20 protein-coding genes are annotated in these 22,189 nt (G+C 70.0%); 9 read left to right on the top strand and 11 right to left on the bottom strand.

Annotation, left to right across the window (positions count from 1 at the left end; genetic code table 11):
• Window positions 1–61: 61 nt before the first annotated feature.
• A complete protein-coding gene (locus tag ABD204_RS06420) occupies window positions 62–3,133 on the top strand; it encodes a M14 family zinc carboxypeptidase (RefSeq protein ID WP_194423814.1) in 3,072 nt (1,023 codons plus the stop codon).
• Between the two features lie 61 nt (window positions 3,134–3,194).
• Here the strand turns inward: ABD204_RS06420 and ABD204_RS06415 are convergent, their stop codons facing one another.
• The 3 genes from ABD204_RS06415 to ABD204_RS06405 all read right to left on the bottom strand — a co-directional run bounded on the left by ABD204_RS06415 (window position 3,195) and on the right by ABD204_RS06405 (window position 5,315).
• A complete protein-coding gene (locus ABD204_RS06415) occupies window positions 3,195–3,548 on the bottom strand; it encodes a hypothetical protein (RefSeq protein ID WP_194423813.1) in 354 nt (117 codons plus the stop codon).
• A gap of 119 nt (window positions 3,549–3,667) precedes the next feature.
• Window positions 3,668–4,228, bottom strand: a complete 561-nt coding sequence (locus ABD204_RS06410; protein WP_194423812.1) for a LacI family DNA-binding transcriptional regulator — start codon at window positions 4,226–4,228, stop codon at window positions 3,668–3,670.
• Window positions 4,229–4,295: 67 nt separating this feature from the next.
• Entirely contained in the window at window positions 4,296–5,315 is a 1,020-nt protein-coding gene (locus tag ABD204_RS06405; RefSeq protein WP_194423811.1) for an NADP-dependent oxidoreductase, read from the bottom strand.
• A 124-nt stretch (window positions 5,316–5,439) separates the two neighbouring features.
• On the opposite strand from ABD204_RS06405, the gene ABD204_RS06400 reads away from it, so the two are divergent.
• The 3 genes from ABD204_RS06400 (at window position 5,440) to ABD204_RS06390 (ending at window position 8,163) form a co-directional block, all read left to right on the top strand.
• Window positions 5,440–6,015: a TetR/AcrR family transcriptional regulator gene (locus ABD204_RS06400; protein ID WP_194423810.1), complete on the top strand. Its 576-nt coding sequence runs from the start codon at window positions 5,440–5,442 to the stop codon at window positions 6,013–6,015.
• Window positions 6,016–6,382: 367 nt separating this feature from the next.
• Window positions 6,383–7,774, top strand: coding sequence for an FAD-dependent oxidoreductase (locus ABD204_RS06395; RefSeq protein WP_194423809.1), 1,392 nt, complete (start codon window positions 6,383–6,385; stop codon window positions 7,772–7,774).
• Window positions 7,771–8,163, top strand: a complete 393-nt coding sequence (locus ABD204_RS06390; RefSeq protein WP_194423808.1) for an arsenate-mycothiol transferase ArsC — start codon at window positions 7,771–7,773, stop codon at window positions 8,161–8,163. Before ABD204_RS06395 ends, ABD204_RS06390 begins: the two co-directional genes overlap by 4 nt.
• A gap of 20 nt (window positions 8,164–8,183) precedes the next feature.
• Here ABD204_RS06390 and ABD204_RS06385 read toward each other — a convergent pair whose 3' ends face one another.
• Complete coding sequence (locus ABD204_RS06385) at window positions 8,184–8,657, bottom strand: Lrp/AsnC family transcriptional regulator (protein ID WP_241747786.1); 474 nt, start codon at window positions 8,655–8,657, stop codon at window positions 8,184–8,186.
• A 119-nt stretch (window positions 8,658–8,776) separates the two neighbouring features.
• Here ABD204_RS06385 and ald point away from each other — a divergent pair, with 119 nt between their 5' ends.
• A complete protein-coding gene (gene ald, locus ABD204_RS06380; RefSeq protein WP_194423807.1) occupies window positions 8,777–9,850 on the top strand; it encodes an alanine dehydrogenase in 1,074 nt (357 codons plus the stop codon).
• A 2-nt stretch (window positions 9,851–9,852) separates the two neighbouring features.
• Here ald and ABD204_RS06375 read toward each other — a convergent pair whose 3' ends face one another.
• The 5 genes from ABD204_RS06375 to ABD204_RS06355 all read right to left on the bottom strand — a co-directional run bounded on the left by ABD204_RS06375 (window position 9,853) and on the right by ABD204_RS06355 (window position 14,899).
• Window positions 9,853–11,157, bottom strand: a complete 1,305-nt coding sequence (locus ABD204_RS06375; protein WP_194423806.1) for an MFS transporter — start codon at window positions 11,155–11,157, stop codon at window positions 9,853–9,855.
• Window positions 11,154–12,488 (bottom strand): NtaA/DmoA family FMN-dependent monooxygenase, encoded by a 1,335-nt coding sequence (locus ABD204_RS06370; protein ID WP_194423805.1) that lies wholly within the window; start codon window positions 12,486–12,488, stop codon window positions 11,154–11,156. Before ABD204_RS06370 ends, ABD204_RS06375 begins: the two co-directional genes overlap by 4 nt.
• Entirely contained in the window at window positions 12,485–13,156 is a 672-nt protein-coding gene (locus ABD204_RS06365; RefSeq protein ID WP_194423804.1) for a cysteine hydrolase family protein, read from the bottom strand. The genes ABD204_RS06370 and ABD204_RS06365 overlap by 4 nt, the downstream gene beginning before the upstream one ends.
• Window positions 13,153–14,226, bottom strand: a complete 1,074-nt coding sequence (locus ABD204_RS06360) for an LLM class flavin-dependent oxidoreductase (protein ID WP_194423803.1) — start codon at window positions 14,224–14,226, stop codon at window positions 13,153–13,155. The genes ABD204_RS06365 and ABD204_RS06360 overlap by 4 nt, the downstream gene beginning before the upstream one ends.
• Window positions 14,227–14,452: 226 nt before the next feature.
• Window positions 14,453–14,899 (bottom strand): hypothetical protein, encoded by a 447-nt coding sequence (locus ABD204_RS06355; RefSeq protein ID WP_194423802.1) that lies wholly within the window; start codon window positions 14,897–14,899, stop codon window positions 14,453–14,455.
• A gap of 224 nt (window positions 14,900–15,123) precedes the next feature.
• On the opposite strand from ABD204_RS06355, the gene ABD204_RS06350 reads away from it, so the two are divergent.
• From ABD204_RS06350 to ABD204_RS06340, 3 genes are all read left to right on the top strand, one after another.
• Window positions 15,124–15,864, top strand: coding sequence for a cohesin domain-containing protein (locus tag ABD204_RS06350; RefSeq protein ID WP_194423801.1), 741 nt, complete (start codon window positions 15,124–15,126; stop codon window positions 15,862–15,864).
• Window positions 15,861–17,750, top strand: a complete 1,890-nt coding sequence (locus tag ABD204_RS06345; protein ID WP_194423800.1) for an amidase family protein — start codon at window positions 15,861–15,863, stop codon at window positions 17,748–17,750. The genes ABD204_RS06350 and ABD204_RS06345 overlap by 4 nt, the downstream gene beginning before the upstream one ends.
• Before the next feature lie 73 nt (window positions 17,751–17,823).
• The gene (locus ABD204_RS06340; RefSeq protein ID WP_206697146.1) at window positions 17,824–19,146 is read left to right on the top strand and encodes a chloride channel protein; all 1,323 of its coding nucleotides are present in this window, start codon (window positions 17,824–17,826) and stop codon (window positions 19,144–19,146) included.
• 23 nt (window positions 19,147–19,169) lie between these two features.
• On the opposite strand, the gene ABD204_RS06335 is transcribed toward ABD204_RS06340, so the two are convergent.
• Complete coding sequence (locus tag ABD204_RS06335) at window positions 19,170–19,535, bottom strand: response regulator transcription factor (RefSeq protein WP_322597529.1); 366 nt, start codon at window positions 19,533–19,535, stop codon at window positions 19,170–19,172.
• Window positions 19,536–19,660: 125 nt separating this feature from the next.
• On the opposite strand from ABD204_RS06335, the gene ABD204_RS06330 reads away from it, so the two are divergent.
• A complete protein-coding gene (locus ABD204_RS06330) occupies window positions 19,661–21,385 on the top strand; it encodes an ATP-binding protein (RefSeq protein ID WP_194423798.1) in 1,725 nt (574 codons plus the stop codon).
• Here ABD204_RS06330 and ABD204_RS06325 read toward each other — a convergent pair.
• Complete coding sequence (locus ABD204_RS06325; protein ID WP_194423797.1) at window positions 21,297–22,178, bottom strand: universal stress protein; 882 nt, start codon at window positions 22,176–22,178, stop codon at window positions 21,297–21,299. The genes ABD204_RS06330 and ABD204_RS06325 overlap by 89 nt on opposite strands.
• Window positions 22,179–22,189: the final 11 nt, after the last annotated feature.

The following is a 22,189-nucleotide window of genomic DNA, read 5'->3' as shown; positions in this document are numbered from 1 at the left end:
GGCGTGGCGCGCACCCGCACGTCACCGCACCATCCCGACAGCCTCAAGGAGTGTGCCCCGCGTGCGCAAACCCGTCCTGCTCGCCGCTGCGTGCACGGCGATGCTCGTCGCCCCGACGATCATCGCCGTACCCGCCGTCGCAGCCGTGGAAGAACCCGTCTCGCCGATCGTCCGCCCCACCGTCATCGGCGACATGCCGACGCAGTACCCGTACCAACCCGAGCTGCGGGTGTTCCCCGACGACCCCGATGACGCGTCGATCGCCCGCGGCGTCATGCCCTATGACGAAATCGCCCCGACCCTGAACACCTACATGGCGCTCGGCGACAGGGTCTCCACCCAGATCATCGGGCAGTCCGAGATGGGCAAGGACATCTACCTGGTCACCGTTACGGCTCCGGAATCAGCGGAAGAGACCGCCCAGCAGACGCTGTGGCGACACACGGTGAAGTACGACCCCGCATCCGCCGCGACCGACGATGCCTTGCAAGCCGGGTACAAGATCCCGCTGTGGTTCAACGCGAACATCCACGGCAACGAATGGGAGGGCACCGATGCGACGCTCAACTACATCGAAGAGCTCGCCACCAGCACCGACCCCGAGATCATCGACCTCCTCGACACCCACCGGCTCTACTTCACGGTGACGAACAACCCCGACGGTCGCGCGCTCGGCCAGCGCGCCACCGCGAACGGCTACGACGCCAACCGTGACGCCATCACCGGAGCGACCGTCGAGGCCGCGATCATCCGCGACCTCTCCGCGGTGCTGCAGCCCACCTACTTCATCGATCTCCACGGCTACACCGGCATCCTCCAGATCGAGCCCTGCGGGCCGCCGCACGGAGAGAACTACGAGTACGACCTGTTCCTCCCGCACGCCTATGCCACGGCGCTCGAGATCGAAGAGCGCGTCGTCGACGCCGCGATCGAGGGCAATCCGCTCTCCGCCGACGGCGGAATCCGCATCCCCTACCGCGACATCCGCTCGGGCTGGGATGACTGGCCGCCCATCTTCATGCCGCAGTATGTGGCGTACCAGGGCGCCATCACCAACACCGTCGAACTTCCGCTGGGCCGCAGCGGCGACCAGCCCGCCCGCGCTGCGGTGAACATCGAGGTCGCCGAGCTGGTCATCGACACCGTCTCGGACTACGTCCAGGATCACGGTGACGCCCTGCTGGCCAACCAGATCGAGATCTTCGAGCGCGGCCTGACCGGCGCACCGAGCGTCGAGATCCCGGCCGACATCGCACCCGAAGACCTCCCCGCCGACGTCCCGACAGAGTGGACGGAGATCTGGGACGACACGGACGTCTATGTCGCCGACTACCCTCGCGCCTACGTCCTCCCGCAAGGCCAGGGCCAGCGTTCGGACTCCGACGCGCAGACGCTCGTTCAGCAGCTCCTGGTGCACGGCATCGAGGTGGACCGCCTCACGGCCCCCCTCACCGTCGATGACGTCACCTACGCTGCCGGGTCCTACTACGTCGATATGCACCAGCCGGTGCGCGGCCTCGCCAACGTCCTCCTCGCCGACGGCACCGACATCAGCGAGCGGGTGCCGAGCATGTACGACGTGTCGGCGTGGAGCCTGTCCCTGCTCTGGGGCGCCGACGTAGACGCGATCGGGACGACCGGAGACGCGGCACCGACCACAGCGGTCGAGCCCGTTGTCGAGGCCCCTCTGACGGGGTCCGTCGACCTGTCGGCGTCCTATCTCGCATTCGACGCTGCGGGCGTCGCGGACTACCAAGCCGTCAACCAGCTGCTCGGTGAGGGGATCGCCCTGTCGCAACTGCCCGACGGGACGGTGCTGCTGCGTCGCTCCGACGCGGCCGACGTCGCGGCGTCGGCGATCGCCGAGATCTACGGTGTCGACTTCCGCGCCGACGACGGCCTTGCCCTTCGCGACGGGGATGCGATCGCCCTCAGTGCGGTCCGAGTGGCCTACGTCGACAACCACGAAGACCGCGATGCGCTGACCAAGCTCGGCTTCACAGATCTGATGCCCGTCTCACGGGCGAGCCTCACCTCCGGCGAAGCCTCCCTGAACAACGTCGACCTCCTGTGGGTCGGCGGCAACTTGAGCTTCAACTCGTCCCAGGAGAGCGGGCGAGCTGCTGTGCAGGCGTATCTCGACACCGGAAAGCCGGTCATCGGCCACGGCTCATCCGCGGCGTCTTTCGCGACCGATTTCGGGCTCGTGGATCTGTCCACCTCGACCGGAACACGCCGTTCCAACGGCATCGTCTCCGTGGAGACGACACCCGGGGGCATCCTGTCCGCCCATCCTGTCGACACGGCGTTCGCGTATCCGGCCGCATGGTTCACTGAACTCGGCGACGGCATGACGGTCGAGCGCACCTACGCGGCCGATCCGCTCGTCGCCGGCCACTGGTCCGACTCGACCGGCGGCTCGCAGGCAGATGCGGCCGGCCACGCCTCGGAAGTCTCGACGATCACCGCTGCGGGCAACCGCGTGTTCCTGTTCGGCACTTCGCCTACCTTCCGCAACCATCCGGTCGGAGCCTTCAGCGACATCGCACGAGCGGTGTTCTGGGCGACGTCTTCGGAGAGCACCCTCCCACCGCCGTTCACCGCCGAGGACCTCACCCCGGAGGCCCGCGGCGAGGTCGACGCGCCGGAAGAGATCACCGTCGGCGATGACGCGGTCATCGAAGTCGGCTCGGGCATGGACGGTACACGCGTGAGCGCGTTCCTGTTCCCCGCCACTGCAGACCCCGGCACCGCCACACTGCGGGTGGCCGCCGTCGCCGGCGAGAGCGCCTCGCTCGGCGACGCGCTCGTCGAGGGAACAGCGTTCACCGTCACGGTTCCGGCGGACGTGACACCCGATGCGTACCGCCTCGCGGTGTTCGATGATGCAGACTCCCTCCTCGGATGGGACGAGGTGCAGGTGCTCGCCGCTCCGACCCCGACGCCGACCCCGACGCCCGAACCGACGACGTCGGTCGAGCCCACCCCGACCGCCACGGCCGAGCCCACCGGGGCACTGCCGGCCACGGGCGGCGGGGACAGCGGCGGCCTCTGGGTAGGTGCCCTGGCGATGATCCTCGCAGGAGCCGCGGCCACGGCCATCGCCCGCGCTCGGATGCGTACCCGCGAGTGAAGGTGGGGGGAGGGCGGCGCATCCGCCGCCCTCCCCCCACGCTGCACCGTCGGGCCGCCGATCAGCCGCGGTCGATGTCGAGGTCGAGGTCACCGGCCCAGTCGACGCCGCGCTCCGACGTACTCTCTGCGGCGATGATCGGGGTCGACGGGTAGAGCACGTGTGCGCGCAACCGCTCGGCGGCATCGTCGAAGTCGGGTTCCTCCCCCATCCACTCGACCGGCACGGAGATCACGTCGTTGCCGGCGCCGATGACCAGGTCTGCCGTGGCCACATTCCCCTCGGTCGTGCAGATCGGCACGGTCACCACCTCGGTACGTCGCTCGTTGCTCAGCGCCACCGAGAGAGCCACCATCGCCTCGGCGACGTCGTCGGCGGTCAGGATGTTCTGTCCGGCGTAGGTGACACTTCTCATGATTCGACTCTGACCCATCACCCCGATTTCCGGCGACCGGTTGCACGCATCCCCGTGATGCATTAGCGGCACCCTCCCGCGCCCGCGTCCGACGCACCGGAGCGCCGCATAACGGCCCGCTAGACCGTGTCGCGCGCGGCGCCTTCGCCCGAGATCTCGGCGGCGGCCCCGTCGATCAACTCGAACAGGCGCCTCGTCGCCGCACGGGCGGCGACACCGAGTTCCTGCGGGAGCGCCGCGCCGGTTCCGCCGTCCACCGAAACGACGGGGCGGTCGACGTTCCAGGCCTCCGCGGTATCGCCGCGGTCGCACACCAGGATGCCGTCGACGTTGCGGGACACCAGCGCCTCGATCCCGCCCCCTCCCCGCTCGCGCACCACCACGAGCACCGCACCGCGTTCGTCCGCCACATCGGCCACCGCTTCGGCGATCGAACTGCACGACGCGTCGGTGAAACGCTCGACGATGAGGCCCACCGTGGGGAGCGCGCGACCCTGACGGAGGGCGCTCGCGGCACGATTCATCCGGTAGCCGGTCTCGACGATCGCCTCGCGGATGCGCTGGTCCATCTCCGGCGAGGTCTGCTGTTTGCCGTTCAGGATCCGCGAGATGGACATCCTGCTCATGCCGACGATGTCGGCGATGTCCTGCAGGGTCGCCTTTCGGCTCTGACCGGCCATATCGCGATCTTAGCCTCAGTCCAGAAATTTCGGCGCGACCGCGCCTCCCGGACCTCGACGCGGACGCTCAGACTTCGCCGACACGCACGAGCATCTTGCCCGTGTTGACCCCCCGCATCATGTCGAGGAACGCGTGGACCGCGCGGTCGATGCCCTCGTAGACGGTCTCGTCGTAGGCGATGCGTCCCTCCGCGAACCACGCGGTCATCTTTTCCTGGAACTCCGGTGCGAGGTGCAACCACGACCCCAGCGTGAAGCCTTGCAAAGTCAGGCCCCGCGTGATGATGTTCGACATGTTGCCGGGCCCGGGAACCGACTCGGTGGAGTTGTACACCGAAATCGCGCCGCACAGCGCCGCCCGTCCGCCGTCGTTGAACTCCGCGAGAGCGGCTTCCAGGTGGTCGCCACCGACATTGTCGAAGAAGACGTCGACACCCTCTGGCGCGGCGGCCGCCAGCTGGCCACGCACGTCGCCGCTCTTGTAGTCGAAGGCCGCGTCGTACCCGTACTTGTCCGTCAGCAACGCGACCTTCTCGGCCGACCCGGCCGAACCGATCACGCGTCCGGCTCCGAGTAGCTTTGCGATCTGCCCGACCGCGGTGCCGACCGCTCCGGCGGCACCCGACACGAAGACGGTGTCCCCCTCCTTCATCCCCGCGATCGCGGTGAGGCCGACGTATGCGGTCAGGCCCGTCATCCCGAGGATGTGCAGACGCAACGACAGGGGCAGTCCCGGGATCTCCGGGACGACACGGAAGGTGGCAGCCTCATCCTGCACGGTGTCCGTCCACCCGTGCTGGTGCAGCACGACCGCCCCCACCGGCATCTCGTCGACGGTCGACTCCACGACGCGACCGATCGCCCCACCCGCGATCGTGTCACCGATGCCGTAGGGCGCGACGTAGCTGCGCGCATCGCTCATACGACCGCGCATGTAGGGGTCGACCGACACGAACGCGTTCCGCACGCGCACCTGGCCGGGGGCGAGATCCGGATGGACGACCTCGACGGTCTCGAAGTCGTCGTGCGTCGGCCATCCGGTCGGACGGGCGGCCAGTCGGATCTGCGTGCTGCGGAACTCTGCCATGCGGGTACCTCCTCCTCGGATGCGTGGATCACGCACATCCGAACTTTTTGCAACGAGCGTTTCACAATATAGTGGACCGACCGTTTCAAAAAATCGACTCGACACCGGGCAGAGGGGCACACGCATGGGAAGACCGGCCACGTTCGACCGCGACACCGCCGTCCGCGCCGCGCGCGAGGTGTTCTGGCGGCAAGGCTTCGAGGGGGTCGCCATCCCCGACCTCGAACACGCGACGGGACTGGGGCGGTCCAGTCTCTACCACGCGTTCGGCTCCAAACGCGGTCTCTTCGACGCCGCCGTGCAGAGCTACCTCGACGAGATCGTGCGTCCGCGCCTGCGTCCGCTCCTACACGACCCGGTGCCCTCCGGCGCACTGGCCGATTACCTCGCCGGCCTCGCGCAGGTCTTCGCACGCGCCGACACCCCCGCCGCCGCGAACGGATGCCTGCTCATCAACACCGCCGGCTCCCCGCTCGCGCACGACGCCGATGTCGCGGAGGTCATCACCGCGTACCGGGCCGAACTGCGCCACGCCATCGACCGTGGCATCCGCGCACGTCGCCCCCACGACGACCACGCCGAACGCGAGCGGACCTCCGCGACCGTGACCGGGCTCGTCGTCGGGGCCTACGCGCTCGCCCGGATCTCCCCCGAGGAGGCGGTGCGCCTGATCAGCACCGCCCGCAGTCTCGTCGTGTGACCGCCCGCTCACCGGACGACCGTCGACGCGACCTCCCCGACACCGGCCCGCCGCAGAGTCGAAACACGCGGTCGCTAGCATCGCCCCGAGCGGACGCAGGGGTAACGGGGACCGCTCGACCCGTCACTCGACCTCGGGAGATCACCGATGCACGCTCGTCGCACACGACGCTCACGCCGCCGTTCACGCGCTCTCACACCCTGGTATCGGCAGGAGGTGGGAGGTCTCCCGGTCTGGGCGATGCTCGTCCTCACCGCCGTCGCCGCGATCCTCATCGCGTACACGATGATGAACCTGCCCGGATAGCGGCGCTGTTTGCCCCCCGTTCACCCGAGACGCGCACAGTGTCGGGGTCGGAAGGACCCCCATGACGCACATCGTCGCCGTCGGCGGCAGCGACGCCGGAATCTCCGCCGCGCTCCGCGCCCGCGAGCTCGATCCGAACGTCGACGTCACCGTCGTCGTCGCCGATCAGTACCCGAACTACTCGATCTGCGGCATCCCGTACTACTTCTCCGGCGACGTGCGGCCGTGGCAGGCCCTCGCCCACCGCACCCACGCCGATCTCGAGGCCACCGGGATGCACCTGCGTCTGAACACCCTCGCGACGGGGATCGATCTCGCCGCACGTCGCCTCACGGTGACCGACCATGACGGTCCGACCACGATCGACTACGACGAGTTGGTCGTCGGGACCGGGGCGCGGCCCTCGTTCGCGGGGATCGCCGGTATGGACCGGCTCGGTCCCGAAGACGGTGTGCACGTGATCCACTCCATGGGCGACACCTTCGCCCTCGACGCCGACCTGGAGCGCCGCTCCCCCGACTCGGCGATCATCGTCGGCGCCGGCTACGTCGGCCTCGAAATGGCGGAGGGTTTCCGTGGCCGCGGCATGCACGTCACACAGCTGCAGCGCGGACCGGAGGTCCTCTCGACGCTCGACCCCGAACTGGCCGCCACCGTCCACGACGAACTCGTCGCCCACGGCGTCGAGGTGCACACGGGTACCGCGGTGCGCGGCGTCGAGAAGACCGGCACGGGGCTGACGGTGCATGCCGACCGAGACGGCGAGAAGGTCACGCACACCGCCGAGCTCGTGCTCGTCGTGGTCGGGGTGCGCCCTCACACCGCGCTCTTGGAGTCCGCCGGCGCCCGGCTCGGCGCCGGCGGCGCGGTCGTCGTCGACGAACACATGCGCACCGGCCTCCCCCATGTCTTCGCCGCCGGCGACGGCGTGGTCACCCACCATCGCCTCCTCGGCACGACCTACCTGCCCCTGGGGACGACCGCGCACAAGCAGGGCCGCGTCGCCGGCGAGAACGCCGTCGGCGGCGCCGCCCGCTTCGCCGGGTCGGTCGGGACCCAGGTGGTCAAGGTCTTCGACGTCGTCGCCGCCCGAACCGGTCTCCGGCAGCACGAGGCGGAGTCGGCCGGCTTCCACCCCGCCACCACATCATCGGCCGCAGACGATCACAAGCGTTACTACCCCGGCGCGCAACAGATCCGCTTCCGCATCACCGGCGACACCGAGACCGGCCGCCTCCTCGGCGCCCAGCTCACCGGACGCCTGGGCACCGAGACCGCCAAACGCGTCGACACCTACGCCACCGCGCTCTACGCCGGACTCACCGTCGACCAGGTCGCCGAACTCGACCTGTCCTACACCCCGCCGCTCGGCTCGCCATGGGATGCCGTGCAGGCTGCCACCCAGGCGTGGTCGCGCGAACACGCCACCCGCCCTCTGGAGGTCACCCGATGAGCGCCGAGCGCCCCGTCGTCCTGTTCATCTGCACTCACAACGCCGGGCGCTCCCAGCTGGGTGCCCATCTGCTCGACCACCTCGCCGGCGACCGCTACGACGCGACCTCCGCAGGAGTGGCACCCGCCGAGGGCATCAGCCCCGAGGTCGCCGAGGCCCTCGGTGAGCTCGGTATCGACACCTCCGCCGCGAGCCCGCGTCCGGTCACGGCCGAGCTGCTGGCCGAAGCCCATGTCGTCGTGACGATGAAGCCGGGCCTGGACCTTCCGGGCGCGGTCGCCGGAGAGCTGGTCCAGTGGCAGTTCCCCAACCCGGAATCGTGGGGCCTGGAGGGCGTGCGCGAGCTTCGCGACCACATCCGCGCGGCCGTCGAGGACCGCTTCGTCTGACCCGACGCGCCGCGAGGCGGTCACCCCGACAACGGCCCGCGGGTGTGCTCGAAGATGAGGCTCGTACTCGTCGCCGCCACGATCGGCTGGGTCGACAGATGGTCGGTGACGAAGTCCCGCAGGTCGTGGCGGGCGCGGCCACGGTAGTGGATGACGAAGTCCTCCGCACCCGCGAGGTAGAAGAACTGCGCCACATCCGGGTGCTGCTCGAGCTGTTCGGCGAACGCGGTCAGCTGTGCGCGGGCCCCCGGTCGGATGCGCACCGACACCAGCGCCTCGGTGTCGTACCCGAGTGCCGCGGGATCGACGTCCACGGTGAATCGGCGGATGACGCCGGAGGACACCAAGCGTGACACGCGCGCGTGCACCGTGGAGGCCGCGAGGCCGACCGCGGTGGCCAGCCGACTGAGCGGTGCGCGTGCGTCTCGCCGCAGCTCGTCGAGCAGTCGCACGTCCGTGCCATCCAGCGATGATCTGTTCGGCTTTTCGGTCATGATCCGAAGATAACTCGGCTGTTGCGCTCTTTTGAGGTGAATTCTTCGTCGGTGCTTGTCCTTCCGCCGCGGCCTCTGTGAACGTGGCGCCCACACGATCACGTCGGAAGGAAATGCGCATGATCATCGGGGTGCCCACCGAGGTGAAAGACAGCGAGCTGCGAGTCGGGATGACCCCCGTCGGCGTGCGTGAGCTCCATGACCGCGGCCACACTGTTCTGGTCCAGTCAGGGGCCGGGGTCGGCTCCGGTTTCCCCGACGAGGACTACACCACCGCCGGGGCGCGCATCGTCGACTCCGCCGATGCGACCTGGGGCGAAGCCGACCTCGTGGTCAAGGTCAAGGAGCCGGTCGCGTCCGAGTACGCGCGGCTACGGTCGGATCTGACCCTGTTCGCGTACCTGCATCTGGCGGCCGTGCCCGACCTGACCCGCGCCCTTCTCGACGTGGGGACCTCCGCGATCGCCTACGAGACCGTCCAGTTACCCGACCGTTCCCTCCCCCTGCTGGCGCCGATGAGCGAAATCGCCGGACGCCTGTCGGTACAGGCGGGTGTGCATCACCTCATGGCGCCCGGCGGGGGCCGAGGCATCCTTCCCGGCGGCGTCCCCGGCACTGCGCGCGCGCACGTCGTGGTGATCGGCGGCGGAGTCGCCGGCACCAACGCCGCGGAGATGGCCGTCGGCCTGGGCGCACACGTGACCGTCATCGACACCTCGCTGCCGAGACTGCGGCAGCTCGACGAACGCTTCGCGGGGCGTATCGACACCCGGGTCTCGACGCGGACCACCATCGCCGAGGCCGTCGCCTCCGCCGACCTCGTCATCGGATCGGTACTCATCCCGGGCTCGGCCGCGCCGAAGCTGGTCACCCTCGACATGGTGGCGGACATGCGCACCGGCTCGGTGCTCGTCGACGTCGCCGTCGACCAGGGCGGCTGCTTCGAGGGGACCCACCCGACCACCTACAGCGAGCCGACCTACCGGGTGCACGGTTCCGTCTACTACGCGGTGGCCAACATGCCCGGCGCGGTGCCGCTCACCTCGACCGTCGCCCTCACCAACGCCACCCTCCCGTACACGCTGACCCTCGCCCAGCACGGCACGGATGCCGCGCTGGACCGGGACCCCGCGCTCCGCGCAGGCCTGTCCACCGCCCGGGGTGAGATCATCGACCCCCGCATCTCCCTCTGAGGTCAGGGCCGGGAGAGGCGGGGCAGGAGAAGGAGCAGCGCGAGGGCGGGCACGGCGGCCAACAGGGCCAATCCCGCTCCCGGACCGGCGAGATCGACCAGCGCGAAGACCGCGAGCGGCCCGACCGCGGCGCCGAGGTCGCCGGTGGTGCGGGTGACACCGACGGCGGCGCCTGCTGAACGGCCCGGGAAGCTCTCGGCGGTCACGACGCTCGGGACGACATTGGCGAGACTCGTCGCGACCGCGTACAAGACGATCGCCGCACCGAACCACAGCGGCGAGTCGAGCACGGCGAACCCGAGGGTCGCCGCGACGACCCCGAGCGCCGACAACACGACCACGGCACGGCGCCCGCCGGCATCCACCCACCGCCCGACGATGCCGAGCGCAGCTGCACTCACGAGTGTCCCGAGTGCGAAGGCCACACCGAGGGTCAGCGGAGTCAGCCCTCCGGCCTCGTATGCGATGACAGGTATGAGCCCCTGCTCACCGGCGAAGCGAGCGAAGAACAGCGCGAAGGACACGATCGCGAGCGTGACCAACGTCGTCGATCCGCGCGGCCGAGCCCTCCCACGCGAAGAAACAGACCCCCGCGCCCCCGCGGTACGCGTACTCGTCAGATCCGCGGCCCCCGAACCCGCGGCACCCGAGCCACCAACCGTCGCCGCATCCGCATCCGCGTCGGCCGTCGCCGCATCCGCATCTTCGTGCGCCGCCGGGGTCGACAGCGCCCGCCAATACCCGTCCGCCGGGCGGACGAGATCCACGACGACGGCCACGAGCACCGGCACGGCGGCCGCGAAGAACGCCGTCGAGACACCTCCGAGAGTCACCGCGACACCACCCAGCAGCGACCCCACGGCGGCGGCACCCATCTGGACGATGGTGGCGAGGGAGATCACCCGGCCACGCCGACCCGGTGGGGCGCCCGCGAACAGCACGGCGAACCCGAGCGTGATCGCCGCGCCGGCGAGCAGCCCGGCGACCAGGCGCAGCCCGATAAGCCACGCCACATCCGCCACGAGCCCCGTCCCGGCCGTCACCCCGGCCAAGCCGATGAGCACCGCGAGCACGAACGGGCGTGCGGGGATGCGCCGCAGGGCCAGTCCGGCCGGCACGTTCGCGATCACCCTACCCACGGCGAAAGCCGCGATGATCGTGCCGAGGAGCACCACCGGGATGTGCAGGTCGTCCACGAGGATCGGGAGCACCGGCACGACCACGCCCCACGTCATCTGCGCCGTACCGATCAGCGCGCACACCTGCAGCGCCTGACCGAGCCCGGGCTCGGCGCGCACCGCGGTCACGCCCGCAGATTCTCGCGCAGCAGCCCGCCGGGGGTGCGCGGCGCGAGCGCGCCGCGCCGCGCCAACTCCGGAACAAGCAGCTCGGCGATGTCGGCGAGCCCCGAGGGTGTGGCCAGCGGCGTGGTGAACATGTATCCCCCCCTCGATCCGGTTGCGGCGAAGTTCTCCTCCAGCGCGTCGGCGATGCCCTCCGGGGTCCCGATCACGGAGTGGTCGAGTCCGGTCGCGCTGCGCCAGCCGTGCTCGAAGAACTCCGCGCGATCCATCTCGTGCTCGGCGCCGAACTCGTCGACCAGGGATCCGACGAGCCCGCCGGGGGTCGCGTGCGCGGCCCGGATGCTCTCGGCGAGTTCCCCGAGCACGATGCGGTCCGGCACGGTGGAGAAATCGAACCCGGCGTTGTGCGAGATATAGGCGCCGACGGCGTCTTCGCTCCAGTACTCCAGGACCGCATCGCGTCGCGCCGATGCCTCCTCCGCCGTGCGGCCGACGATCACCTGTGTGGCCCACAGGATTCCGACCGCGTCGGGATCACGCCCCTCGGAGACCAGCGCCTCATCGAGCATCCGACGATGCCGTTGCTGGGACGAAAGGGGCCCGCCGAAACCGAAGACGACATCGGCGAACTTCGCCGACGCGGCGATCCCGCGGGGCGAGTTCCCCGCCTGCACGAGCACCGGTCGCCCCTGCGGGCTGGGCATGGTACTCAGGGGGCCCTTCACCCGGAAGAACTCACCCTCGTGCGAGATCGCGGCGACCTTCGTCGGGTCTGCGAAGCGCCCCGTCTGCCGATCCATCACGATCGCTTCGGCAGGCACGGAATCCCACAGCGCCTGACACACATCGATGAACTCCTCCATGCGCTCGTAGCGCAATCCGTGTTCGAGGAGCTGGTCGAATCCGTAGTTGGCGGCATCCGCACTGCGACTGGAAGCGACGACGTTGAAGGCGATCCGCCCGGCCGTGACATGGTCGAGCGAATTCAGCAGCCGGGCCACATAGAACGGATGCATGAATGTCGAGGAATACGTCAGCCCGAAACCGATGTCCCGCGTCGCCGCGGCCATCGCCGCGATGAACGGACTCATATCCTGACGCGGCCACTGCACCCCCCACTCGACGGCGGGATCGATCGATCCGCGCCACGTGTCCGGGATGCCGCTGCCGTCCCCGAAGAAGAGAAGGTGCATGCCGGCTCGCTCGGCCGTCACCGCGATCTCCTGGAACATGCCCACGTCGGGGAAGGCGCGCCCCACCCACGACCCGGGTCGCGCCCACCGCCCTTCGGTGTGGGTGAAGGAGAGGTCGAAGGCCACGTGCATCCCGGTCATGCCGTCACCTCCGCGTCGGTGAAGGATCCGGCCCACACCCGCGTGATCTCCACGGTGTCGGTGACCACGGCGACGTTGAGGGCGAGCGCGTCCACGGCCGCGCGATGCACGTCGGCTGCGTACGCGGCAGTGGCATCCTCCACCAACAGCACCGGCCAGCCGAGCTGGAGGGCGTCCGTCGCGGTCGCGGCGACGCAACACTCGGTGGTCAGGCCCGCCACCGCCACCCACGTCACTCCGTCGGCGGTCAGTCTCGCGGCGAGTTCCGTGCCCGAGAACCCCGAGTAGGCCCGCTTGATCGTCTGGGGCTCCCCCTCCCCGGGGGTGACGGTGTACCACTCGGCGCCGGGGGTTCCGATCACGCACGGTTCGTCCGGACCGATCGGCGCGTCCGGGTCACCTCCGCGCAACCACGCACTCGCGCGCCACGGCCGATCGGCGGGTGTGCCGAGCCCGATCCAGTGCACCGGGACCCCCGCGGCGCGGGCGGCATCGACCAGCTGCGACGTTCGGTCGACGGCGGCTGCCACGGCCGCGTGTGCGTCGTCGTCGAGACCGTACGCGCCGAGGAAGGCGGGGTCGGCGAAGGATCGCTGCACGTCGACCACCAGCAGCGCACCCGTGCGCGGGTCGAGCGCAGACAGTTGCGCGTGGCGGAGCACCGTCACGAGGTCACCGCGTCGGAGGCGGTCGCCGCACGCAAAGCCGGAAGCACCGTCTCACCGAACCGGGGGAGCCCCTCGAGATAGTCGGGGAAGATGAGCATCAGCCCGTCGAGTTCCGCCGTGTCGACGATCTCGAGCACCCGTTCGGCTACCGTGCCCGCCGAACCCGTGACATACGGGGTCTGGAATGCCTCGTCGGCGGCGGCACCCTGCGCCCACGACAGGGCGCGTTCGGCGTCCCAGCCCCAGGAACGGCGCATGTTCGACAGGGCCTCGCGATCGAGCCCCTCGCCGTAGTGCGCAGCGAGGGACTCGGCTGCGGCATCGGTCTCGGCCTGCACGACCGTGAGCATCGAGTAGGTGCGGACTTCTCGCCCGACCGTCGCGGCCCGCTCGTGCACGTCGCGCGAGAGATCGCGCATCCCCTCCAGGCTCTCCGCCCCGAGGAAGGCACCGTCGGCGTATCGGGCCTGGAAGGTGCGCCCGCGCTCACTGCGACCGGCCGAGATGATCGTCGGCCGCGGGTCGGGCAGCGGGCGCGACTCGCAGTCGGTGAGGGTGAAGAAGTCGCCGTGCATCGTGACGGAGGGTTCCGACCACAGCCTCAGCACGGCCTGCGTCCACTCCTCGGTCATCGCGTAGCGCTGATCGTGGGTCATCGTCTCGTCCCAGATGCCCATCTGCTGGAACTCGTCTGCGTACGACCCGTTGACGATGTTCATCCCGGCACGGCCGCCGCTGATCTGCTGGAGGGTTGTGAAGACCTTGGCGGCGAACGCGGGGTTCTGCATGTTGGCGTGCACCGTCGCCCAGATCTTCACGGTCGAGGTCGCCTCGGCGAGCGCCGCCATCATCGTCATCGATTCGAGGGTCTGGCCCCAGTGGTCTGTGGCGCCCCCGAAGCCGCGCCATTTCGCCATGGCCATGATGAAGTCGAGGCCGGCCTCCTCTGCGAGCCGCGCGACTCGACGGTTGTAGGCGTAGTCCGCCGGCGGGTAGGGCGCGGTCTCGGAGATCATCCATCCGCCGGCGGCGTTGGGGAGGAAGACTCCGTAGTCCTTGTGCCCGCTCATGCGCGGCTCCTCCCCGTCGGGGTCGAGACCCGCGACGAAACGGTGCGGCCGGCCCGACCGGGCACGGTCGGATGCACCCGCTCCCGGGGGCAGGGAAAGAACGAAGACATGAAACCTCCATACGCTCGGAAATCGGGTGGAGAGCGTGCAGGGCGAATCGGTGATGTGCCCCGCGGAGGTCCACGTATCAGTCAGGATACGCGGACGGTGTTTCGCCCGGGTGAACTCACCACAAGACCTCCTCCGCCGGCCGGAGGCTGTCCGAGCCGGGATCGAACACCAGCAACCGCACCCCCAGCTCCTGTGCGGCCACGCGAACCCAGCCGTGCGGTGCCAGCGCCGGCCCGACCGACGGCGTGACGCACAAGGCCACCTGGGCGTCGGGGAACAGCGCCGTGGCCACCCAGACGAGTTTGAACAGGTTCGCCGTCACCCGGTTACGGTGGGCAGAAGTGAACGCCCCGGCGTGGGGGATCACCTGCGCGAAGACGCTCCCATCCGCCGCGGCCGCCTCGACCTCCAGTCGCGTCGACCCGTCGACGGTGACCGTCGCGGGGGCCAGGGGCTGCCCCACCCGTTCGCTCAGCGCGGCGATCATCCGCGCCGTCAGCGCGTCGCCACGCGGGCGGGCACGTGCCGGATCGAGGGAGATCCTTCGCGGGGGCCCGTGCATGCGCACACCTTAAACAGAACACGTTTCCGACCTGTTTCCGCAGGATGGCCGAGGCCTATGGGAACGCTCCCGGTTTTACCTGCCAGTCATCGGAGGACATCACCTCGAAACACCGCGGTGCCACAGTCGCTGATACCCCCCGATCAGGACGCGCCGACGCGATACGGCGCATCCCCGTGCGCCGGTGAGTCCTCCAGCATCCCCCCGAAAGGACTTGCACGCGCATGCATGCAACCCCGATCCGTCCGCGAAAGCGCTCTCGCGCGCTCGCCGCGGCAGCCACCGCACTCGCTCTGTTCAGCGGGTCGATCGCGCTCGCCCCGGCCGCCAACGCCGCTCCCCCGGAGACCGGCACCATCACCCTCGACGCCCCGTCGAGCGTCGAGGCGGGCCAGACCCTCGAGGTCGTCGCCGAAGCCCCCGCCGCCACCGACCTCTACGCCTACTCCCTCACCGTCGACTTCGACCCGACCGTGGTCGAGTTCGACACCGCCGCCACCTCGCACCCCACCGACGGCTTCGACTCCGTCAGCGAAGCGGCCGGATCGGTGGAGTTCACCCACACGCGCCTGGGCACCTCCCCCGGGCTCGAAGGCGAGACCACCCTCGTCACCTTCACGTTCACGGCACTGGCAGGCGGCACGGTGGAGTTCTCCCTCAGTGAAGCCACCTTCGTCAGCTCCACCGATGAGACCCTCGAGCTCACCGCTGCGGTGACCGCGAGCACCGAGGTCACCGCGGACGTCGATCCGACCCCGACCCCGACCTCCTCGGCCACGACGGACCCGACTGCGGACCCGACCTCGACCGACGAGGCCACCTCGACCGACGACGAGACCGCCACGGGCGATCTCGCCAGCACCGGGTCCGACGCGTCCGTGTGGACCATCGTCGCCGCCTTCGCCGCCGCGCTGGCCGCGTTCGGTGTCGTGCTCGTCCTACGTCGCCGGGCGGTGAACCGATGAGCGCGAACACCCGCATCGACGGCACCCCCTCGGCATCCCACTCCTGGAGGAAGACCCCGGTGAAGACCACCACCCGCACCATCGCCGTCGCGGCGATCGTCGGCACCGCCGCGGCCACCGCCATCTCGGTGCCCGCCACGGCGGCGACCGAGATCGACGCGCCGCTGCTCATGCCCTACTACACCGACCTCGACCTCACCGGCGACGCGCAGGTGACCACGGCCGACCTCGACGTCGCCACCGCGGCCCTCGGCACGGTCTCGACCGACGCCGGGTGGGCCGACGTGAGCGTCATCGACCTCGACGAGGACGGCGAGATCACCGTCGTCGACATCGCCGGGCTCTCCCAGCGCATGGTCTACGACGACGGCCCGTTCGACCTGATCGAAGCCGACGTCATCGAGATGCAGGCCGCGATGAACGCCGGCGTCACCACGTCGGTCGAGATCACGACCGCCTACCTCGACCGGATCGCGGCGTACGACACCGTCGCGCAGGGCGAGGAGGAGCGCGCGCTGAACTCGATCATCAGCACCAGTGACGTCGCCCTCGACGCGGCTGCCGCCGCGGACGCGGAACGTGCGGCCGAAGGCATGACCTCCATGCTGCTGGGCGTGCCGATCGCGCTGAAGGACAACTACAACACGTACGACATGCCCACCACCGCCGGCTGCGGCTGCTGGGATGACAACCAGACCGACAGCGACGCGACGATGGTCGAGGGCCTGCGCGACGCGGGCGCCGTCATCCTCGCCAAGGCGAGCCTGGACGAGTTCGCGTACGGTTTCACGTCGCAGTTCTCTGCGTTCCAGGAAGCCGGCGAGACCACCTACATCGCCTCGCCGTACTTCACGAACGAGACCGCCGGCGGTTCCTCCGGGGGAACCGGCGCCGCGATCGCGGCGAACCTCGCCGGCATCGGCTTCGGCACGGACACGGGCGGATCGATTCGTGTTCCCTCGTCGTACAACGCACTGGTCGGAATCCGGCCGACCGTCGGCCTGACCAGCCGCGACGGCATCGTGCCGCTCGCGCTCAGCCAGGACACCGGTGGGCCCATGGCGCGCTCGGTGCTCGACGCGGCCGTCGCCCTCGATGCCACCATCGGCATCGACGAAGGTGACCCGATCACCGCGAACCAGGCCGGGCTCACCCCCGAGTCGTACACCGAGGCGCTGGACCCGGAGGCTCTGGACGGCGCACGAATCGGCTACATCCCGGTGATGGTCGACCCCTCCTCGGCCGGTTCGTCGGGGGACGCGACCACCATCCGTCTGTTCGGTGAGACGGTCGACACCATGGAGGCCGAAGGCGCGACCGTCATCGAGCTGGAGCAGCCCGAGTGGTTCCTCGACCTCGTCAACGAGGGCAGCGGCTCGACGAACGAGTTCCGCCACGACCTCGAAGAGTACGTCGACGCGTACCTCGCCCCCGAGGTCGCCGCACGCACGATTCCGGAGATCATCGAGAGCGGACGTTTCGTGACCTCCCGCGAGCGCACGTATGAGCGACGCGCGGAAGTCACCGAAGAGGACTACGACGCATGGGCAGGCCCCGAGGGCTCGCACACCGCGATCCTCGCGCAGGGCAAGATCGACATGCACGCCCTGCTCGAGGAGTACGACCTCGACGCGATCATCTACCCGTCGGGACAGCCGTACGGCACCCAGTGGCGCAACCTTCGCCTGAGCCCGAACACCGGCATGCCGACGGTCACGCTCCCGATGGGCCAGTCCATCGAGGGTGAAGAGCTCCCCGGCGCCAACGTCAACATCGAGATCCTCGGTCGCGACTACGACGAGGCGACGATCCTCGGACTGGCCTACTCGTTCGAGCAGGCCACCGAGTACCGCACCACTCCCGCGCTGTACCCCGCGCTGGACTGAGCGGTCCCCGAGACGGCCCCCGACCCGCCGGTCGGGGGCCGTCTCGGCGTTCCGGGTCGTGTCCTTCGCTAGCGTGGCTGATGTGGACCAGGCCGAGCGGGAGCAGCGCGACGGCGACGGGTTGCGTTCCGGTCTGCTGATCCTGCTCCTGGCCACCGCGGTGGCGGGGCTCGCGACCGGATTCGTCGGCGGCGCGTTCCGATGGGTGCTCGACCGCGCGACCGAGCTACGTGGCCACATCGTCACGTGGGCACTCGAGACCCCCTCCGGATGGATCGTGCCCATCCTCCTGACGGCCCTCGCCGCAGCGACCGCCGCGACGATCGTGCGGCTCTCCCCCCGCTCGGCCGGCAGCGGCATCCAGGATGTGGAGGCCGTGGTCCGCGGTGAGGTCGCCCCGCCCCGGCTCGATGTCATCCCCGCACGCTTCGTCGGCGGCGCCCTCGCCATCGGCGGCGGTCTCGTCCTCGGGCGCGAAGGCCCGACGGTGCACATGGGTGCCGCGCTCGGAGCTGCGGCCGCCCAGGCCGCCCGACGGGATGAGACCGATGTGCGCATCGCGCAGAGCTCCCTGTCCGGGGCCGGTCTCGCCGTCGCGTTCAACGCGCCGATCGGCGGCGCCCTGTTCGTGTTCGAGGAGCTCACGCACCGCCTGACCACACGGCTCATGCTCGCGACACTGGTCGCCGTCGGCGTCGCGGTCGCGTGCGCCCGGATCATCATCGGCAACTCCGCCGACTTCGACGTCACCGGCGTCGAGCCCGCGCCGCTGCACGCGCTGCCACTGTTCGTCGCGTTCGGGGTCGTGATCGGGCTGCTCGGGGCGGCGTACTCGTCTGTCGTCGTCGCCTGCCTCACCGTGGCGCACCGTCTACGACGCATCCCGCCGACCGTCCGCGCGGCTCTCGTCGGGGCCGTGGTCGGCGCGGCGCTGTTGTACGACCCCCTCACAGTCTCCGGTGGGGATGCGGTGACCCAGTTGCTCCTGCACGGCCAGAGTGTCGCCCTTCCGGTCGTGCTCACCTACCTGGTGATCCGCTTCTTCGCCGGGCCGCTGTCGTACGCGGCCGGAACACCCGGCGGGCTGTTCGCGCCGCTGCTGGCCCTCGGTGCGCTGTCCGGCCTCGCCTTCATCCAGGTCATCGACGGTCTGTGGCCGGGTGTCGAGCGCGACCTCGCGCTGACTTTCGTGTTCGTCGGGATGTCGACGTTGTTCGCCGCCGTCGTCCGTGCCCCGCTGACGGGCATCGTGCTGGTGATCGAGATGACGGCGGTCACCTCCGCCATCATCCCCATGATCGCCGCAGGCGCGGCCGCCGTGCTCACCGCGACGGCGTTGCGCAGCAGGCCGGTCTACGACCGGCTTCGGGAAATCCTGCTCACCGGCAAGCCGTGATCGCCCACCGGGGGCCGAAGGCGTCAGCCGGCGAGGAGTTCGGCGACGCGGGAGCGCAGCGCGCGCGGCAGGAACGGCTTGACCAGATAGTCATCGGCGCCGGCGGCCATGGCCCGCTCGCGGTCCTCGTCGGCACGCCGGGCGGTGAGCATGACGATCCGCGTCGTGGCGAATCCCTCGTCCGAGCGCAACTCCTCGCAGACCTCGATCCCGGTCTTCACGGGCATCATCCAGTCCAGCAACACCAGATCGGGGCGGTGCTCCCGGGCGAGATCCAGACCCTCACCGCCGTCGCGACCGACACGGATGTCGTAACCGTCGCGGGCGAGCACGTCTCTGACCAAGGATGCGACGTCGTCATCGTCTTCGACGATCAGCACCTGAGCCACCGGGCACCTCCAGCTCGCGATTCGGTGTCCTCCCAATCTACCCAGCCGCCGCGACGGACACACCACGACGATGCACCCTTGCATCAATCCAGGTCGTCCCCCATAATCACCGCTAGTCTCTGACCGTGGAACGCGTGATCCTCGACACGCGGCCGTCGCCCTCGCGGCAGGACCGTGAGCACACCCCCGCGTGGTTGTGGGTGGTCGGCCCGCTCGGCGTGCTCCTGCTCGCCGTCGTCGGCGTCTCGTTCTCGATCCCCGGGATCGAGCTGGCCGTGTGGTGGCCCGCCGCGGGGTTCTCGGCGTGGTTCGCGCTCCGCGCGGCCCCGCAACATCGCTGGATCACCGTGGTCGCGATCTTCGCGGTCACGACGTTCGCGAACACCCTGCCGGGACGGGATGTGCTCCTGTCCGCCGGGTACGGCCTGGCGAACGCGCTCGAGGCGGCCGTCATCGTCGTGATGCTCGCGCGACGCACCCGGCTCATTGCGCGCCGCGCACACCTGCTCGACCGCACCACGCGCGGATTCGTCCTCGACACCGCCAACAACGCCCTCTACTTCGTTCTCGCCGCCGCCGTCGCCTGCGTGGCCGGCGCCGTCGTGATCGGTATCGCGGGATCGGCCTTCTCCACCGGTTTCACCCCACTCACCGGGCTGTTCGTGGGGGCGTCGCACTGCGCCGCGGTGCTGCTGATCGCCCCGTTCGCGCTGCTGCCGCCACCGTTGGCGACCCGTCTGAACACGGTCGAGGTCCTCGCGCAATCGCTCCTGCTGGTGGCGATGATCGTCCTCACCTTCTCGCCGCTGACCAACCTGCCCGGAGCCTTCCTGATCTTCGGGCTGTTCACCTGGGCGGTGCTGCGCTTCCCGATCCGGGTCGTCTACCCGCAGGCGCTCCTGACATCGCTGGCGGTGCTCACCCTCACCGTTCTGGGTCAGGGGGCGTTCGCGGAGCGCGTGGACAGTCCCCTGGAGACCGCCGCGGTCACGGTCATCTTCATGACCTCGCTCGCGGTGTTCAGCGTGCTGCTGTCCTCCGCCCGATACGAGACGGTGGCGGGCGCCGCCGCGACCCTCGAGCTGACGCGGGCGCAGGCGGCCGTGGAACGCGAGCGGGCCGCCGCGCTGACCGAACGCCTCGAGCTGGAACGGCAGCGACAGGACTTCGTGGCCACCACCAGTCATGAGTTGCGTACCCCGATCACAAGCATCCTGGGCTACAGCGAGCTGCTGCACGAGGCGGACATCCATCGGCCCGAGGGCGACTGGGTCGAGGTGATCCGCCGCAACGCGGTCCGATTGAGCGACCTGGTCGAAGACCTGCTCTCCCTCGGACACGACGACGCCGAACCCGCCACCCTCACGCCGGTCGAACTGACGGCGACGGAACTGGCCGCCGACGTCGTCAGCACGCACAACCCCATGGCGATGACGCGGCAGGTCGACCTCACGCATCGCATCGCGACGGAGGCCGTGGTACTCGCGGACCGCAGCGATGCCGTGCGCGCCCTGGGCAACCTCGTCTCCAACGCGGTCAAGTTCACCCCGCAAGGGGGAACCGTCCTGGTGGAGGCCGCGCCCGACGGCGCGTTCGTCACATTCACCGTCACCGACACCGGCCCCGGGATGTCACCCGCGACGCTCGCGCGCGCCTTCGACCGGTTCTACCGTGCCCCGGACGCCGAGATCCAGAACACCCCCGGGACCGGCCTCGGCCTTGCGATCGTGCGGGAGCTCGCCGAGCGCAACGGCGGCCACGTCAGCCTCGAGTCACCCCGTCAGGGCGGGTTGCGTTCGACGCTCTTCCTCCGCGCGGCCGATCCGCCCGCGGCGCGCCGGCGGGGCTGACGCGCGTCGGCACGACTGCCCGTCGGACGACGACCACCGGAGCCGGTGGGTCGACCACAAGGGCGGAACTGACCGAACCGAGCAACGCCCGGGCGACGGCACCGCGCCCGTGGCTGCCCACCACGAGGAGTCGGGCCGACGCTCCGAGGTCGCGCAACAGCTCGCGCGGCGACTCGCGCTCGATACACTCGTGCACGCGCAATCGAGGGTGATCGTGCACGAGCGCACGAGCCGCGAGCTCCACCCGCATCGCCGCCTCGCCTTCATGATCGGTCCGAGGCCCATCGCGCTCCCATGCGCCGGCCGCGATGAGCGGCTCATCGGTCGCAGCGGCCTCATCCGCGGCGAACCGCATCGCCGGCACCGACACATCCGAACCGTCGATGCCCACGACCACGCCGGCGCGGACGGTGAGGTCGAGGTCGGGCACCACGACGATCGGACATCGCGCGGAGGCCGCGAGACGTATCAGGAGGGCGCGGTGCCGGTCATCGGGCTCGGCGCCGAGTACGAGCAGGTCGGATCGGGTGGACTCGTCGAGCAGGTGATCGCCGATCTCGTCGCGCGCGACATCGATTCCGACCTCGACGGGGGCCCCCATCCGCCGGAGCATCGTCCGGATCCGCCGACGCTCCGCCTCGACGAGGATGCGTCCGGTCGACATCGCGCTGCGATTCCGCCACTCGTGGGCGGCCGCGATCAAGGTGAGTCGCCCCCCACGCGCGACGACCCGCTCGACAGCCCATCGCACGGCACTCTCGGAGGCGGGATGCTCGGTGACGAGCACGGTCACGAGGGCCGCTT

Source organism: Microbacterium aquimaris, assembly GCF_039531285.1.
Taxonomy (GTDB): domain Bacteria; phylum Actinomycetota; class Actinomycetes; order Actinomycetales; family Microbacteriaceae; genus Microbacterium; species Microbacterium aquimaris.
Note: the sequence above shows the minus strand (reverse complement) of the source record. Positions and strands in the feature narration are given on the sequence as shown.